General features: G+C 70.4%; 14 protein-coding genes. All 14 read left to right on the top strand.

What is annotated here, in order from left to right:
- The first annotated feature begins 47 nt into the window (after positions 1-47).
- The 14 genes from ACVCAG_RS00250 to ACVCAG_RS00185 all read left to right on the top strand — a co-directional run bounded on the left by ACVCAG_RS00250 (position 48) and on the right by ACVCAG_RS00185 (position 16,196).
- Positions 48-1,061 carry a DUF3048 domain-containing protein gene (locus ACVCAG_RS00250; RefSeq protein WP_440086422.1) on the top strand — a complete coding sequence of 338 codons (1,014 nt, stop codon included), beginning with the start codon at positions 48-50 and terminating at the stop codon, positions 1,059-1,061.
- A 153-nt stretch (positions 1,062-1,214) separates the two neighbouring features.
- On the top strand, positions 1,215-2,129 hold the full coding sequence (pdxS, locus tag ACVCAG_RS00245) for a pyridoxal 5'-phosphate synthase lyase subunit PdxS (RefSeq protein ID WP_344749964.1): 915 nt from the start codon (positions 1,215-1,217) through the stop codon (positions 2,127-2,129).
- 164 nt (positions 2,130-2,293) lie between these two features.
- The gene (locus tag ACVCAG_RS00240) at positions 2,294-3,985 is read left to right on the top strand and encodes an alkaline phosphatase D family protein (protein ID WP_447189270.1); all 1,692 of its coding nucleotides are present in this window, start codon (positions 2,294-2,296) and stop codon (positions 3,983-3,985) included.
- 278 nt (positions 3,986-4,263) lie between these two features.
- On the top strand, positions 4,264-4,854 hold the full coding sequence (pdxT, locus tag ACVCAG_RS00235) for a pyridoxal 5'-phosphate synthase glutaminase subunit PdxT (protein WP_440069853.1): 591 nt from the start codon (positions 4,264-4,266) through the stop codon (positions 4,852-4,854).
- Between the two features lie 3 nt (positions 4,855-4,857).
- The gene (locus ACVCAG_RS00230) at positions 4,858-5,610 is read left to right on the top strand and encodes a YebC/PmpR family DNA-binding transcriptional regulator (protein ID WP_329078906.1); all 753 of its coding nucleotides are present in this window, start codon (positions 4,858-4,860) and stop codon (positions 5,608-5,610) included.
- 73 nt (positions 5,611-5,683) lie between these two features.
- Complete coding sequence (locus tag ACVCAG_RS00225; RefSeq protein ID WP_447189269.1) at positions 5,684-6,967, top strand: cation:proton antiporter; 1,284 nt, start codon at positions 5,684-5,686, stop codon at positions 6,965-6,967.
- A 128-nt stretch (positions 6,968-7,095) separates the two neighbouring features.
- Entirely contained in the window at positions 7,096-7,680 is a 585-nt protein-coding gene (gene ruvC / locus ACVCAG_RS00220; protein WP_386161725.1) for a crossover junction endodeoxyribonuclease RuvC, read from the top strand.
- Entirely contained in the window at positions 7,677-8,297 is a 621-nt protein-coding gene (ruvA, locus tag ACVCAG_RS00215) for a Holliday junction branch migration protein RuvA (RefSeq protein ID WP_440086426.1), read from the top strand. The genes ruvC and ruvA overlap by 4 nt, the downstream gene beginning before the upstream one ends.
- Before the next feature lie 112 nt (positions 8,298-8,409).
- Positions 8,410-9,468 (top strand): Holliday junction branch migration DNA helicase RuvB, encoded by a 1,059-nt coding sequence (ruvB, locus tag ACVCAG_RS00210; RefSeq protein WP_440086427.1) that lies wholly within the window; start codon positions 8,410-8,412, stop codon positions 9,466-9,468.
- Positions 9,469-9,693: 225 nt separating this feature from the next.
- Positions 9,694-10,059, top strand: a complete 366-nt coding sequence (gene yajC, locus ACVCAG_RS00205; RefSeq protein WP_362846673.1) for a preprotein translocase subunit YajC — start codon at positions 9,694-9,696, stop codon at positions 10,057-10,059.
- An 84-nt stretch (positions 10,060-10,143) separates the two neighbouring features.
- Positions 10,144-11,928, top strand: a complete 1,785-nt coding sequence (gene secD / locus ACVCAG_RS00200) for a protein translocase subunit SecD (RefSeq protein WP_440086428.1) — start codon at positions 10,144-10,146, stop codon at positions 11,926-11,928.
- A complete protein-coding gene (secF, locus tag ACVCAG_RS00195; protein WP_440086429.1) occupies positions 11,928-12,998 on the top strand; it encodes a protein translocase subunit SecF in 1,071 nt (356 codons plus the stop codon). Before secD ends, secF begins: the two co-directional genes overlap by 1 nt.
- A gap of 246 nt (positions 12,999-13,244) precedes the next feature.
- Complete coding sequence (locus tag ACVCAG_RS00190) at positions 13,245-13,763, top strand: adenine phosphoribosyltransferase (RefSeq protein ID WP_440069842.1); 519 nt, start codon at positions 13,245-13,247, stop codon at positions 13,761-13,763.
- A 237-nt stretch (positions 13,764-14,000) separates the two neighbouring features.
- Positions 14,001-16,196, top strand: a complete 2,196-nt coding sequence (locus tag ACVCAG_RS00185) for a RelA/SpoT family protein (RefSeq protein WP_362675580.1) — start codon at positions 14,001-14,003, stop codon at positions 16,194-16,196.
- Positions 16,197-16,355 lie beyond the last annotated feature (159 nt).

The following is a 16,355-nucleotide window of genomic DNA, read 5'->3' as shown; positions in this document are numbered from 1 at the left end:
TCATGACTGAGTGGCCAAACCGAGTGGCCGACTTGAGGAGATGAGCCGTGCGGGTGTCCCGGATGATCGCCGTCACGCTGGCGGGAGTCGCGGTCCTGGCGCCCGCCGCCGCCTGTTCCTCCGACGATCCGGCCCCGGGCAGCCCCGCGGGCGCGGCCGGCGAGCCCAGCACGGCCCCGACGCCCACGCCCGAGCCGACGCATCCCTTCACCGGCCTGCCCGGCGCGGCCCGCAGGGCGGTGCTCGCGGTGAAGATCGAGAACACCTCGGCGGGCAAGCCGCAACTCGGCCTGAAGAGCGCCGACGTCGTCTACGTCGAGCAGGTCGAGGCGGGCCTGACCCGCCTGATGGCGATCTTCTCCTCGAAGATCCCGGCCAAGGTCGGCCCGGTCCGCAGTGCCCGCATCTCCGACCTGCACATCGTCCCGCAGTTCGGCAGGCCCGCCTTCGCCTACTCGGGCGCGCAGACCAAGATGCTCCCCTTCATCGCCGAGGCGCCGCTCTTCGACGTCTCCGACAGCAGGCAGCCGGGCGCGTACTTCCGCCAGCCGGGACGCTTCGCCCCCTACAACCTGTTCGCCAACACCAGGCGGCTGCTGGCCGGGGCGCCCAAGGCGAGCAGGGCCAAGGACATCGGGTTCACCTTCGGCGACGCGCCCGAGGGCGGCGTGCCGCGCAAGACGTACAGCGTGAAGTATCCGGCGGCGAGCTTCACCTTCCGCTGGTCGGAGGCGGCGGGCAAGTGGCTGATCTGGCAGGACGGCAAGAAGGACATGGCGGCCGAGGGCGGCCAGCTCGGCGCGCCCACGATCGTCGTGCAGTACACCAAGACGGAACGCTCGCAGTTCCACGACAAGAACCAGAGCTACACCCCGCTGGTGCACAGCACCGGCAAGGGCAGGGCGATCGTGCTCCGCGACGGCCAGGCGTTCAAGGCCCGCTGGTCGCGGCCCAAGGAGAAGGACGGCACCGTCTTCACCACGGAGGCGGGCGAGGCGATGAACTTCGCCCCGGGACAGGTCTGGGTCGTGCTCGCCTCCGCCAAACCCGTCATTCCCTGACCGCGCGAGTCCTACATCCTGTCCAAGAAGATCGCCCGACAGCGACAAGACGTCATGTGAGGGGGCGGGCCGCCAGCGCCTACGATGGAAGCGTAGTGGCCGTCCCCCGCGGACGGCCCGTGATCCGCAGCCAGCCGTCGTGAGGTAGAGACCGTGTCCAGCAGCACGCCCGAAGTCAGCGAGACCACCGTCACCGGAACCGCCCGGGTCAAGCGCGGCATGGCAGAGATGCTCAAGGGCGGCGTCATCATGGACGTCGTCAACGCCGAGCAGGCCAAGATCGCCGAAGACGCCGGCGCCGTCGCCGTCATGGCGCTCGAGCGGGTGCCCGCCGACATCCGCGCCCAGGGCGGCGTCTCCCGGATGAGCGACCCCGACATGATCGACGGCATCATCGCCGCCGTCTCGATCCCGGTCATGGCCAAGGCCCGCATCGGCCACTTCGTCGAGGCCCAGGTGCTCCAGTCGCTCGGCGTCGACTACATCGACGAGTCCGAGGTGCTCACCCCGGCCGACTACGCCAACCACATCGACAAGTGGCAGTTCACGGTGCCCTTCGTCTGCGGCGCGACCAACCTGGGCGAGGCGCTGCGCCGCCTCACCGAGGGCGCGGCGATGATCCGTTCCAAGGGCGAGGCCGGCACCGGCGACGTCTCCAACGCCACCACCCACATGCGCAAGATCAGGGGCGAGATCAAGCGCCTGGGCTCGCTGCCCGAGGACGAGCTCTACGTCGCGGCCAAGGAGCTCCAGGCGCCGTACGAGCTGGTCGCCGAGGTCGCCAGGACCGGCAAGCTGCCGGTCGTGCTGTTCACCGCCGGCGGCATCGCCACCCCGGCCGACGCGGCGATGATGATGCAGCTCGGCGCCGAGGGCGTGTTCGTCGGTTCGGGCATCTTCAAGTCCGGCAACCCCGCCGAGCGCGCCTCCGCGATCGTCAAGGCCACCACCTTCTACGATGACCCCGACGTCATCGCTAAGGTCTCCCGCGGTCTGGGTGAGGCCATGGTCGGCATCAACGTCGACGACATCCCGGCCCCGCACCGGCTCGCCGAGCGCGGCTGGTAGAGCGGACGGGGGTGCCAGGGGCCCCCTGGGAACTCCGGAAAACCGGGAAAAGGCGATCTCCGTCATGGAGATCGCCTTTTTCCTGACAGGAGGAGTTAACTCCTCAGTCATGGTGCTCCGCGAGGCTGACGGGCGTTCGAGCCCGATCACCCGGGAGGTTTCCCTTGTCGAAGTTCACCCGCCGGTCCTTTCTCGTCACCGGTATCGCGGCCGGTGCGGCGGCGGGCATCCCCGCCGCCGCGCACGCCGATCCCGGACCCGCCCAGGAGAGCGCCGCGTCTCTGGCGTCCCTGGCCTCCCGCGGCCTGCGCTCGGACCCGTTCACGCTCGGCGTCGCCTGCGGGGACCCCGACTCCGGCGGCTTCGTGATCTGGACCCGTCTGGCACCCCAGCCGCTCGCCGAGGACGGCCTGGGCGGCATGCCCGCCCGGCCCTTCGCCGTCGAGTGGCACGTCTACGGCGACGAGAGTGGCCGCCGCCCGCTGCGCCGGGGCGTGGCCACGGCCGCTCCCGAGTGGGGCCACAGCGTCCACGTCGAGCTGAACGGGCTGCCCTCCGACAGGGACTACTGGTACCGCTTCAAGGTCGGCCCGTACGTCTCACCGATCGGCAGGGCCAGGACGGCCCCGCACGTCCTCTCCCACGGCTCGGCCCTGGCGATGGCCTTCGTCTCCTGCGCCCAGTACGAGCACGGCTACTTCACCGCCTACCGGCGCCTGGCGGAGGAGCGGCCCGACCTGATCCTGCACCTGGGCGACTATCAGTACGAGTACCGGCGCGACACCTACACCATCCCCGGCGGCAACATCCGCCACCACGAGGGGCCGGAGACCGAGAGCCTGGCGAACTACCGCCAGCGGCACGCCCAGTACAAGACCGACCCCGACCTGCAGGCCGCGCACGCCGCCGCCCCCTGGCTGGTCGTCTGGGACGACCACGAGCTGGACAACAACTGGGCCGACGAGGTGCCCGAGAAGCCCGAGGTGCCCCAGCCGAACTTCCTCGCCCGGCGCGAGGCGGCCTTCAGGGCGTACTACGAGAACATGCCGCTGCGGCGCGCCTCCATCCCCCGGGGCGTCGACATGCAGCTCTACCGGCGCGTCCGGTGGGGGAGGATGGCCACCTTCCACATGCTCGACACCCGCCAGTACCGCAGCGACCAGGGCTGCGGTGACGGCTACAGCGACTGCCCGGCGGCGGTCGACCCCGCCCGCTCGATCACCGGCGAGGCGCAGGAGCGCTGGCTGCTGGACGGCATGCGGCGCTCCGAGGCGCGCTGGGACGTCATCGGCCAGCAGGTCTTCTTCGCCCAGCGCGACAACAACGCCGGACCCGCCAAGATCACCAGCCAGGACGCCTGGGACGGCTACGTCGCCTCGCGGCAGCGCATCACCCAGGGCTGGGTGGACGCCGAGGTGCGCAACCCGGTGGTGCTCACCGGCGACGTGCACGCCCACTGGGCGAGCGACCTCAAGCTCGACTACGACGACCCCACCACCCGCACGGTCGGCTCCGAGCTGGTCGCCTCGTCCATCACCACGGGCGGCGACGGCCTCGACTCCGACCCGGCGACCCACCCGTACCTGACGATCAACCCGCACCTGAAGTTCTACAACAACCAGCGCGGCTACGTGATGACCCGGATCGAGCGTGACCGGCTCACCGCCGACTTCAAGGTGCTGCCGAAGGTGACGCAGCCGGGCTCGGCGGCGCACACCAAGGCGACCTTCGTGATCGAGGACCGGGTCCCCGGCGTGCAGCGGACCTACCTGCGCCCGGTCGACCCCTCGGCCGCCAGGACCCCCGGGATCGACTGGATCCAGGAGACCGTGGACCTGGAGACCAAGCGTCCCTGACCTCGTCTCGATCGCCGGAGATCACCTGACACCCATGGTCGCGGGTGCCCCGCCGCACGTGCGGCGGGGCACCCGCGACGCGTTCCGGCCGGGGACCCGCGGCTCCCCGGCCCCGGACGGCCCCGGACGGCCCCGGACGGCCCCGGCACGGGAACGGGGATCCGGGCCGTCGTCACGGCGCGGATTCCGCGCCGGGCCGGAGCGTGAACCGGTTTGGGCCGGTACGAGGGGTGGCCATACGCTGAAGGGGCATCTCACCCGGACGGGAAGGACCACCGGTGACCATCGTCCCCACGATCGGCGTCTTCGCGCTGCAAGGAGACGTGCGCGAGCACGTGCGCTCCCTGGAGGCGGTGGGCGCAAGAGCGGTCACCGTACGGCGTCCCCGTGAGCTGGAGGCGGTCGACGGCCTCGTCATCCCGGGCGGCGAGTCCACCACGATGTGGAAGCTCGCCGAGACCTTCGACCTGCTCGAACCACTTCGGATGCGGATCAAGGCGGGCATGCCCGCCTACGGCTCCTGCGCCGGAATGATCATGCTGGCCGACCGGATCGAGGGCGGGATCGAAGGTCAGCAGACCATCGGCGGCATCGACATGGTCGTCCGCCGCAACGCCTTCGGCCGCCAGGTCGACTCCTTCGAGGCCGACGTCGACTTCGCCGGCCGCGGCGGCATGCGGGCCGTCTTCATCCGCGCGCCCTGGGTGGAATCCGTGGGTTCGGGAGTCGAAGTGCTGGCGCTGGCCGAACCTGGGGATAGGATCGTCGCGGTCCGCCAAGGACCGCTGCTCGCCACGTCCTTCCACCCGGAACTTACCGGGGATGTCGGTGTGCATTCATATTTCGCTGAGATGGTGAGGGAGCTCTAGGCGATGTCCGGCCACTCCAAATGGGCGACGACGAAGCACAAGAAGGCCGCGCTCGACTCCAAGCGCGGCAAGCTGTTCGCCAAGCTCATCAAGAACATCGAGGTCGCGGCCCGGACCGGCGGACCCGATCCGGACGGCAACCCGACGCTGTACGACGCCATCACCAAGGCGCGCAAGAGCTCGGTCCCGATCGACAACATCGAGCGTGCCCGTAAGCGCGGCGGCGGACTGGAGGCCGGCGGCGCCGACTGGCAGACCATCATGTACGAGGGTTACGCCCCCGGCGGCGTCGCGGTGCTGATCGAGTGCCTCACCGACAACCGCAACCGCGCCGCCTCCGAGGTCCGCGTCGCGCTGACCCGCAACGGCGGCTCGCTGGCCGACCCCGGCTCGGTGTCCTACATGTTCAACCGCAAGGGCGTCGTGCTCGTCCCCAAGGGTGAGCTGGCCGAGGACGACGTGCTGGTCGCGGTCCTCGACGCGGGCGCCGAGGAGGTCAACGACCTGGGCGACCAGTTCGAGGTCGTCTCCGAGGCCACCGACCTCGTCCCGGTCCGCAAGGCCCTGCAGGAGGCCGGGATCGACTACGACTCGGCCGAGTCCAGTTTCATGCCGACGATGAACGTCCCGCTGGACGAGGACGGCGCCCGCAAGGTCTTCAGGCTGATCGACGCCCTCGAGGACAGCGACGACGTGCAGAACGTCTGGGCCAACTTCGATGTCTCCGACGAGGTCATGGAGAAGCTCGACGCGTAACCCGGACCATTCGGTGTGATCTCGGGTTGTCTGCGAGGTTTGTCCGCGTGGTCAAGGGCATATCACGCGGACAATGGGCAATCCTGACCTGATCTTTGCCGTGGCGGGGGTCGCCGCGCTGCTCGCGGCCACGCTGCCGCGGCTCCTCAACCGCCGTCCCTTCTCGCTCCCGCTGGCCTGCCTGCTGGGCGGCCTCCTCCTCTACGCCCTGCCCCTGGAGCTGCCCGATCCCGATCCGGTGGCTCACCGGGCGCTGGTCGAGCACGCCACCGAGATCTGCGTGCTGATCTCGCTCATGGGCGCCGGGCTGGCCATCAACCGGCCCTTCGGGCGGCACGACTGGTCCTCGACCTGGCGCCTGCTGGGGTGGACGCTCCCGCTGACCGTCCTCGCCGTGGCCGCCGCGGCGTACGGCCTGCTCGGCTGGCCCCTGGCCGCGGCGCTGCTACTGGGCGCGGTGCTCGCGCCGACCGACCCGGTGCTCGCCTCCGACGTGCAGGTCGGCGAGCCCGTCGACTCGGAGAAGGCCGACGACGAGGTCCGCTTCACCCTCACCTCCGAGGCGGGCCTCAACGACGGCCTGGCCTTCCCCCTGGTGTACGCCGCGATCGCGCTGGCCGTCAGCGGGGGTGTCGGCTGGATCGCCGAGTGGACGCTGGTGGACCTGCTCTACCGGTGCGCCGCGGGCGTGGTGTGCGGCCTGCTGATCGGCAAGGGACTGGGGCGGCTCTTCTTCCGCGCCCAGAAGTCCGACCTGCGGCTGGCCGAGCACCGCGACGGCTTCGTGGCGCTGGCCGCGACGTTCCTGGCCTACGGCCTCACCGAGCTGGTGCACGGCTACGGCTTCATCGCGGTGTTCGTGACCGCCTGCACCATCAGGGCGGCCGAGCGCAGCCACGGCTACAACGGGGTGCTGCACGGCTTCATCGAGCAGCTCGAGCGGCTGTTCACCGCCTGGCTGATCATGCTGCTCGGCGGTTTCGTCGCGATGGGCGGCCTGTCCGCGCTCACCTGGCGGGGTGCCGCGGTCGGCCTCCTGCTGCTGCTGGTCATCCGGCCGCTGACCGGCTGGCTCGCCGAGCTGGGCGGCAGGGCGGGGCCGCGCGAGCGCGTCGCGACGGCGTTCTTCGGCATCCGCGGCATCGGCTCGCTGTTCTACCTCGCCTACGCCCTCGGCCAGGCCGACTTCGGCGTGCCCGCCGAGGAGCTCTGGGCCGTGGTCGCCTTCACCGTGCTGGCCTCCCTGGCCATCCACGGGATCTCGGCCTCGCCGGTGATGAACCGCCTGGACCGGCTGCGCGACAAGAAGAGCGACGAGGACGCCGAGGACGCGGAACCCGCCGCCCAGCACCTGTGAGCCCGGGACCCGCTCGCGGCTGCTCCGGCGGGCCGGGGAAGAGCCGTGCGCGGGCCGCTCCCACGCGGTAGAGTCTGCCACCGAACAGGTGTTCGGCGAGCGGAGGCGTGTCGGTGCGGTTGCCCGAGTTGCGGGTGATGGGGGTCGATCCCGGGCTTACCCGATGCGGGCTCGGCGCCGTCGAGGGGAGGCCCGGCGCGCCGCTGAGCCTGGTCAAGGTCGGGGTCGTCCGCACCCCCGCCGACGACGAGATCGGCGCCCGGCTGGTGGCGATCGAGGCGGGCATCGAGCGGTGGCTCGACGAGGTCCGGCCCGACGCGGTGGCCGTGGAGCGGGTCTTCGCCCAGCACAACCTCAGGACCGTGATGGGCACCGCGCAGGCCTCCGCCGTGGCGATCCTGTGCGCGTCCCGCAGGGGCCTGCCGGTCGCGCTGCACACGCCGTCCGAGGTCAAGGCCGCCATCACCGGCAGCGGCACGGCCGACAAGCAGCAGGTCGGCACGATGGTGACCCGGCTGCTGCGGCTGGACGCCATGCCCAAGCCCGCCGACGCCGCCGACGCGCTCGCCCTCGCGATCTGCCACGTGTGGCGGGGCGGGGCCCAGAGCAGGCTGGCCGAGGCCGCCGCGAAGGCGGCGGGCGCCACCACCACCCCCGCCGCCTACTTCCGAGGCCGTGGCAGGGCCGGACACCCGAGAGGAACCGCGAAGTGATCGCCTCGGTGCGAGGGCAGGTGACCGCGATCACCGCTGACGGGGCGGTCGTCGAGGTCGGCGGGGTGGGGGTCCTCGTGCACTGCACGCCGGGCACGCTGGCGACGCTCAGGACGGGCGAGGAGGCCAGGCTCGCCACCTCGCTGGTGGTCCGCGAGGAGTCGCTCACCCTGTTCGGCTTCGTCACCGACGACGAGCGCGGCATCTTCGAGATGCTGCAGACGGCGAGCGGGGTCGGCCCCAAGGTCGCCCTGGCGATGCTGGCCGTGCACACTCCCAACGCGCTCCGGGTGGCGGTGGCCTCCGCCGACGTCAAGGCGCTGACGAGGGTCCCCGGGGTGGGCCCGAAGGGCGCCCAGCGGATCATCGTCGACCTCAAGAACAAGCTCGGCACGCCGGAGGAGGCCGTCAGCGCCGCGCTCGACGGCCGCGCCGCCGCGCCCGCCTGGCGCGCCCAGGTCCACTCCGGGCTGGTCGGTCTGGGCTATTCGGGGAGAGACGCCGACGAGGCGGTCGCCACCGTCGAGCCGCAGGCCGCCGCCGAGCTGGCCGAGGGCCGCACCCCGCAGGTCGCGGCCCTGCTCAAGGCCGCGCTCCGCGCGCTGAGCGTGCGATGAGGGGCGAGCGCGCCGTACGGGACGTGTGCCGGGAGACGGTGGGCGGGGCCGCCACGCGGTGCCCGAAGGGGCTCCGGCGGTTCCGCCGCGCGGCGAGCAGGGGAGGGGCGGCGTGAGTTCCGACCGTGATCTGGTGTCGCCGGACGCCGAGGGCGACGAGAGATACATCGAGGCGGCGCTGCGGCCCAAGCGGCTGGAGGAGTTCATCGGCCAGACGCGGGTGCGCGAGCAGCTGTCGCTGGTGCTGCAGAGCGCGCTGCGGCGCAACCGGCCGCCGGACCACGTGCTGATGAGCGGCGGGCCCGGGCTGGGCAAGACGACCCTCTCCATGATCATCGCGACCGAGCTCTCCGTGCCCCTCAGGATCACCTCGGGGCCCGCGCTGGAGCGGGCCGGCGACCTCGCGGCGATCCTGTCGACCCTCTCCGAGGGCGAGGTCCTGTTCATCGACGAGATCCACCGGATGGCCAGGCCCGCCGAGGAGATGCTCTACCTCGCGATGGAGGACTTCCGCGTCGACATCGTGGTGGGCAAGGGTCCCGGGGCGACCGCGATCCCGCTGGAGATCGCCCCGTTCACCCTGGTCGGCGCCACCACCCGGGCCGGCATGCTTCCCGCGCCGCTGCGCGACCGCTTCGGCTTCGTCGCGCACATGGACTTCTACGGGGTCGCCGAGCTGGAGGAGGTGCTGCACCGCTCCTCACGCCTGCTGGGCGTCACGCTCCCCGGCGACGCCGCCCGCGAGATCGCCGGCCGCTCCCGGGGCACCCCCCGCATCGCCAACCGGCTGCTGCGCCGGGTCCGCGACTTCGCCGAGGTGCGCGCCGAGGGCGTCGTCACCAGGGATGTCGCCTCCGCCGCGCTCAACCTCTACGAGGTCGACGCCGAGGGGCTCGACCGGCTCGACCGGGCGGTGCTCGGGGCGCTGCTGCGCAAGTTCGGCGGCGGGCCGGTGGGGCTGTCGACACTGGCGGTCGCGGTGGGGGAGGAGCCGGAGACGGTGGAGGTGGTCGCCGAGCCGTTCCTGGTGCGGCAGGGACTGCTGGCCCGCACCCCCCGTGGCCGGGTGGCGACCGCGGCGGCCTGGACCCATCTGGGATTGGTGCCCCCGCCGGACGCCTTCGGGGCCTCGTTTCTCATCGATCTTGAGGATGATCCTGGAGCCGTCTAACGTTGGGAGTCGGTAGGGAAGTCGTACAGGATTGATCACAGATCGATGACAACCGTATCGAAATGGGAACTTCCCTGCGCGCCAAAACGTGACTTCGTTGCCGCGCTCTTAACAGCTCGCCTAAACTCCGAGCCTTGGCTGGCTGTGTAGGCTGACGTGCTGAGCGGCGTGGCCGTATGTGACGTCCGGCTTCCGCCGGTCAATCTCAAGAGAGGGAGCGGCCCTGTGGGCGGCAACTATTCGAGCCTGATCATGATCGCTCTCATGGTCGTGGTGTTCTACTTCCTGCTCATCCGGCCGCAGCGCAAGCGGCAGCAGGAGCAGGTCAAGATGCAGAACAGTCTCACGCCGGGCACCGGTGTCATGACCACGACGGGTCTTTTCGCGACCGTGGTGGCCATCGACGCCGACGACGTGATCCTGGAGATCGCCCCCGGCGTGGAGACCCGCTGGGTCAAGGCGGCCATCGGCCGTGTCCTGGTTCCCGTTGACGACGCGGAGGAGGAGAATGTCAAGGCTGTCGACCACGGTGTCGTGGAGACGGCGGAACAGCAAGGTGCAGACCACGACACGACGAGCAAGAAGCCGTGAGTAGCCTCACCTCCAACCCCCTATAACCGAAAGAACTGACGACCAGTGGCCCGACCGACCAGCGGCCAGAGCAGACCGGGGCGCATGCTCCTGGTGCTTCTGGCGATCATTCTCGCCATGGGCGGGGCGATGCTCCTCAACAAGGCGTACACCCCGGAGTATGGCCTCGACCTCGCCGGCGGCACGACCGTGACGCTGCAGCCCGTCACGCCGAACGGGGGCGCTCCCTCGCAGGAGAGCCTCGACCTCGCCGTGAACATCATCCGCGAGCGGGTGAACGGCAGCGGCATCTCCGACGCCGAGGTCGCCAAATCCGGTGACAACATCGTCATCTCCGTTCCCGGAGCTGGCCAGGAGGAAGTCGTCAAGCTGGTCGGCACCACCGCGGAGCTGAGGTTCCGCCAAGTGCTGGCGATCGGGGCCGGGTCGCCTCCGCCCCCGGGCCAGCTCTCCACCCAGGCGCCGACGCCGACTCCCTCGCCCACCGCCTCCGGGCGCAAGGGCAACAAGGAGTCCAAGCCCGCCGAGTCGGGGACCCCGAAGCCCGGCACGACCGCCGCGCCCGACCCGGGAGCCTCCCCGGCCGGCCGCGCCCTGTCGTCGGCGCTGACCAACCCGAGCCCCGGCGCCACTCCCGCGCCCTCCGCCGAGCCGAGCGGCGACAAGGGTGACAAGCCCGCCAAGCCGGGCAAGAGCGCGGCCCCGGACGCCAGTGCCACGCCCGACGCCAGCGCCGCGCCGACGGTCCCGCCGACGGCGCCCGACGACCCCATGGCGGGCGTCGACCCCACCGGGATCGACCCCGCGGCGCTCAAGCGGTTCGAGACGCTCGACTGCGCCAAGGACGCGGGGGTGGGCGCCCAGGACGCGCCGGACAAGCAGTACGTCGGCTGCAGCCAGGACGGCAGCACCAAGTTCGTGCTGGACAAGGCGGCCGTGACCGGCACCTCGATCGACAGCGCGTCCTCCGGCGTCGACCAGACCACCGGTGAGTGGCTCGTCCAGCTCGCCTTCAAGGGCCAGGGTCCCGACCAGTGGTCGAAGGTCACCACCACGGCCTTCAACTCGCAGGCTCCCCGCAACCAGGTCGCCATGGTCCTCGACGGCGTGGTCATCTCCGCGCCCGTCATCCAGGAGCCCATCACCGGCGGCCGGGCGCAGATCTCCGGCAGCTTCACCCAGGTGACGGCCGACGAGCTGGCCAACCAGCTCAAGTACGGCGCGCTGCCGCTGAAGTTCGAGAAGAGCTCCATCGAGGAGGTCTCCTCCACGCTGGGCGCCGACCAGCTGCGCGGCGGTCTCATCGCGGGCGCGATCGGCCTCCTGCTGGTCGTCGTCTACTCGATGCTCTACTACCGGGGTCTGGGCATCGTGTCGGTGCTGAGCCTCGTGGTGGCCACGATCGTGACCTACCAGGCCGTCGTGCTGCTCGGCGCGTTCGCGGGCTTCCGCCTCTCGCTGCCGCACATCATCGGACTGATCGTCTCGATCGGTATCACCGCGGACTCGTTCATCGTCTACTTCGAACGGATCCGCGACGAGATGAAGGAGGGCCGGCGCTCGCTGCGCACGGCCATCGAGGTCGCCTGGGTCCGCGCCCGGCGGACGATCCTCATCGCCGACGCCGTCATGTTCATCGCCGCCGTGGTGCTCTACTTCCTGGCGGTCGGCGGTGTGGCCGGGTTCGCCTTCGCCATGGGCCTGACCACGCTCATCGACATCGCGGTGGTGTTCATGTTCACCAAGCCGTTCGTCGCGATGCTGGCCAGATTGCCGTTCTTCGCCAAGGGGCACAAGCTCTCCGGGCTCGACGCCGAGCGCATGAGTGAGGCTCCCGTCGCTCCCAAGACCGTTCCGCAGGAGGCCTGATGTCCGGCATCGCGCGCCGGCTGTACCGGGGCGAGGTCGACGTCGACTTCGTCGGCCGCAAGAAGCTCTGGTACTCCCTTTCCGCAGTCCTGCTGGTGATCTCCATCGCCGGGCTGGTCTTCAACGGCCTCAACCTGGGCGTGGAGTTCAAGGGCGGGTCCGTCTTCTCCTTCAAGGCCCCGACCGCCAACATCGAGCAGGTGCGCGCCACGTTCACCGACGCCGGCGCGCACCAGGTCATCGCGCAGACGACCCAGAACGGCTGGCGGGTCACCACGGAGAGCCTCCCGGCCGACCAGGTCACCAAGATGCAGAAGGCCGTCTCCACCGAGTTCAAGCTGCCGGTGGACCAGGTCAACCTGCAGGTGATCGGTGCCTCGTGGGGCGGTCAGGTGGCCAACAAGGCCATCATCGGACTGATCGTCTTCATGCTGGCGATCATCCTGTACCTGACGATGGCCTTCGAGTGGAAGATGGCGCTGGCCGCCGTCGTGGCGCTGCTGCACGACCTGGTGATCACCGCCGGCGTCTACGCCTGGTCCGGCTTCGAGGTCACCCCGGCGACTCTGCTGGGCTTCCTGACGATCCTCGGATACTCGCTGTACGACGCCGTCGTCGTCTTCGACATGATCAAGGAGGTCACCGCCAAGATCGGCAGGACCTCCAAGATCACTTACACCGAGGCCGCCAACAACGCGCTGAACCACACGCTGATCCGGTCGCTGAACACCACCCTGGTGGCGATCCTGCCGGTCGCGGCGATCCTCTTCATCGGCACCACGCTGTTCGGCGCGGGAACGCTGAAGGACCTGTCGCTGTCGCTGTTCGTCGGCATGCTCGTCGGCACCTACTCCTCGCTGTGCGTCGCGACGCCGCTGCTGGTCACGCTGAAGGAGCGCGAGACGCTCTACACGGAGATCGCCAACAGGCTCGCCGCGCACGGAGGCGGTTCCGGGATCAAGACGGTGCGTCAGCCGGTCACCGCCGGAGCCTCCAACGGCGCCTCCAACGGCGCCGCCCCGGCCGCCGGCCGGACCTCCCCGGCCGGTGACAAGCGGAGGAAGAAGTAAGCACGAGCACGTCCGCGCCTCCGCTCCCCGCACGGGGAGCGGAGGCGTTTTCCTTACCTGTCGTCGCCTTCCCCGCGCCATCGTTTCCCGGTGTCTCCCGCACCTCCCCGCCCTCTCCGGCGCCACCGGTTCCCCGGTTCCCCGGTTCCCCGCGCCTTTCCCGTCCCTTCCCGCCCTCTCCACCGCCCCCGGCACCACCGGCCCCCCGGTGTTTCCCACCCCGAGATCTCCACAGGAGCGCCGACCATGACCGAGCTGAGCAGCCTGATCCTCGACCGCATCCGCGACGTGCCCGACTACCCGCAGCCCGGAGTGCTGTTCAAGGACATCACCCCCCTGCTCGCCGACCCGGTGGTGTTCACCGCGGTGACCGAGGAACTGGCCGGGCTGTACGAGGTGGACAAGATCGTCGGAATCGAGGCGCGGGGGTTCATCCTGGCCGCCCCGGTCGCCATCCGGGCGGGCGCGGGCTTCGTCCCGGTACGGAAGAAAGGCAAACTGCCCTCTGAGACGCTTGAGGCGTCCTACGATCTGGAGTACGGCTCCGCCACCATCGAGGTTCACCGGGACGCCTTCACCCCCGGGGAGCGCGTCCTCATCGTCGATGACGTGCTCGCCACCGGAGGTACGGCGCGCGCGGCGGTGGAGCTGGTCCGCAGGGCGGGCGCCGACGTCGTCGCGATCGCCGTGCTCATGGAGCTGGCCTTCCTCAAGGGCCGCGAGCGCCTGACCGACGTGGAGTTGCACCCTCTCGTCGTCGTTTGATCGACCCCGCGGACAAATGCACACAACCCCGTCTGGATACACTGAGGGATCTGGACTCGAACGTAAGGAGTCTGAGTGCCCCGTGATGTGGTCGTCCCCGACGCGACCGCCGGCGGTGGCGGTCCCGAGACGGCCGTCCCAGCAGGCGATGCCGGTTCCGCCATGTCCGGAGCCGCCGAGGAGAAGCCGGCGGTAAGGCGAAGGCTCGCACGTTTTGGGGGGCAGTGGGGTGGCGGCATGAATCCGGTCCTGGAGCCGCTGTTCCGGACGGTCCGCGCGACCCACCCGAAGGCGGACCTGCGGCTCATCGAGCGCTCCTACGACGTGGCCGCCTACCACCACCGCGACCAGAAGCGTAAGAGCGGCGACCCGTACATCACCCATCCGCTGGCGGTGGCCACGATCCTGGCCGAGCTCGGCACCGACGACGAGACGCTGTGCGCGGCGCTGCTGCACGACACCGTCGAGGACACCGCCTACGGTCTCGACGAGCTGCGCTCGGACTTCGGCGACAACATCGCGCTGCTGGTCGACGGCGTCACCAAGCTCGACAAGGTCAAGTTCGGCGCCGCGGCCGAGGCCGAGACCGTGCGCAAGATGGTCGTGGCGATGTCCCGCGACATCCGGGTGCTGGTGATCAAGCTCGCCGACCGGCTGCACAACATGCGCACCATGCGCTACCTGCCCGAGCACAAGCGGCACCAGAAGTCGCGGGAGACGCTGGAGATCTTCGCGCCGCTCGCCCACCGGCTGGGCATGAACACCATCAAGTGGGAGCTGGAGGACCTCGCGTTCGCCATGCTCTATCCCAAGCGGTACGACGAGATCGCCCGGATGGTGTCGGAGCGGGCCCCGCGCAGGGACCTGTTCCTGCAGGAGGTCATCGAGAAGGTCTCCGGAGACCTGCGCGACGCCAAGATCCGCGCGGCCGTCAAGGGCCGCCCCAAGCACTACTACTCCGTCTACCAGAAGATGATCGCCAGGGACGTCGCCTTCGACGACATCTACGACCTGGTCGGCATCCGGGTGCTGGTCGACTCGGTCCGCGACTGCTACGCGGCGCTCGGCACGATCCACGCGCGATGGAACCCGGTCCCCGGCCGGTTCAAGGACTACATCGCGATGCCCAAGTTCAACATGTACCAGTCGCTGCACACCACGGTCATCGGCCCCGAGGGCAAGCCGGTGGAGCTGCAGATCCGCACCCACGGCATGCACCACAGGGCCGAGTACGGCGTGGCGGCGCACTGGAAGTACAAGGAGGACATGACCGTCTCCGGTCCTCCCGGGACGAAGCTGAAGCCCGCCAGCGACATGGCGTGGCTGCGCCAGCTCCTCGACTGGCAGAAGGAGACCGCCGACCCGGGCGAGTTCCTGGAGTCGCTCAGGTTCGACCTGTCGGTCTCCGAGGTCTACGTCTTCACCCCCAGAGGCCAGGTCATCGCCCTGCCGGAGAACGCGACGCCCGTCGACTTCGCCTACGCCGTGCACACCGAGGTGGGCCACCGCTGTATCGGGGCCAGGGTCAACGGCCGCCTGGTGCCTCTGGAGTCGCGCCTGGGCAACGGCGACACGGTGGAGATCTTCACCTCCAAGTCGCCCGACGCGGGCCCCTCGCGCGACTGGCTGAAGTTCGTCAAGTCCGGCCGGGCCCGCAACAAGATCCGGCAGTGGTTCTCCAAGGAGCGCCGCGAGACCGCGATCGAGGCGGGCAAGGAGGCGATCGGCCGCGCCATGCGCAAGCAGGGCCTGCCGCTGCAGCGCCTGATGTCCGGAGAGTCCCTCCTGGCCCTCGCCAGGGACCTGCGCTACCCGGACGTCTCCGCGCTCTACGCGGCCGTCGGCGAGGGCCACGTGGCCGCGCAGACGGTCGTGCAGAAGCTCGTGACGTCCATCGGGGGAGTCGAGGGCGCCGAGGACGACATCGCCGAGACCTCCGTGCCGACCAAGCTGCGCGGGCGCCCCCGCGGCAGCGGCGGCGCGGGAGTGGTCGTCGCGGGCGACTCCGACGTCTGGGTACGCCTGTCGCGATGTTGCACCCCCGTGCCCGGCGACGAGATCGTGGGCTTCGTCACCCGCGGGCACGGCGTGTCGGTGCACCGCACCAACTGTCCCAACATGGACCAGCTCCAGTCCGAGCCCGACCGCCTGGTCGAGGTCGCCTGGTCCGCCGCCGACGACTCGGTGTTCCTGGTCGCGCTGCAGGTCGAGGCGCTCGACCGGCCCCGGCTGCTCTCCGACGTGACCCGCACCCTCTCCGACCAGCACGTCAACATCCTGTCGGCGTCGGTGACGACGTCCAGGGACAGGGTGGCGATCAGCAAGTTCACCTTCGAGATGGGCGATCCCAAGCACCTGGGCCACGTCCTGAAGGCCGTCCGCAACATCCAGGGCGTCTACGACGTCTACCGGGTCAGCGGCGCCGGTTCCTGAGGGCTCCCGCCCGCTCCGTCCCGTACGGCCCCTCCGGCGACCCCGCCTGCCTCGCGACCGGCCCGTCCGTGCCCGTCCGTGCCCGGCGGCCCCGCCACAGGCGGCGGGGCCGCGAGGAGCACTCCCGTGGTGGGAGTGTCCCCGCGGCCCCGGGGTCGC

The organism is Streptosporangium sp. G12, from assembly GCF_052983175.1.
This window is presented reverse-complemented; position numbering and strand designations above follow the sequence as displayed.

What these genes read in the sequence shown, in the direction of transcription:
- secD (WP_440086428.1), top strand. Translation starts at nt 10,144, where the DNA reads ATGCTCCTGGTGCTTCTGGCGATCATTCTCGCCATGGGCGGGGCGATG.
- ACVCAG_RS00190 (WP_440069842.1), top strand. Translation starts at nt 13,245, where the DNA reads ATGACCGAGCTGAGCAGCCTGATCCTCGACCGCATCCGCGACGTGCCC.
- secF (WP_440086429.1), top strand. Translation starts at nt 11,928, where the DNA reads ATGTCCGGCATCGCGCGCCGGCTGTACCGGGGCGAGGTCGACGTCGAC.
- ACVCAG_RS00185 (WP_362675580.1), top strand. Translation starts at nt 14,001, where the DNA reads ATGAATCCGGTCCTGGAGCCGCTGTTCCGGACGGTCCGCGCGACCCAC.
- ACVCAG_RS00225 (WP_447189269.1), top strand. Translation starts at nt 5,684, where the DNA reads ATGGGCAATCCTGACCTGATCTTTGCCGTGGCGGGGGTCGCCGCGCTG.
- ACVCAG_RS00230 (WP_329078906.1), top strand. Translation starts at nt 4,858, where the DNA reads ATGTCCGGCCACTCCAAATGGGCGACGACGAAGCACAAGAAGGCCGCG.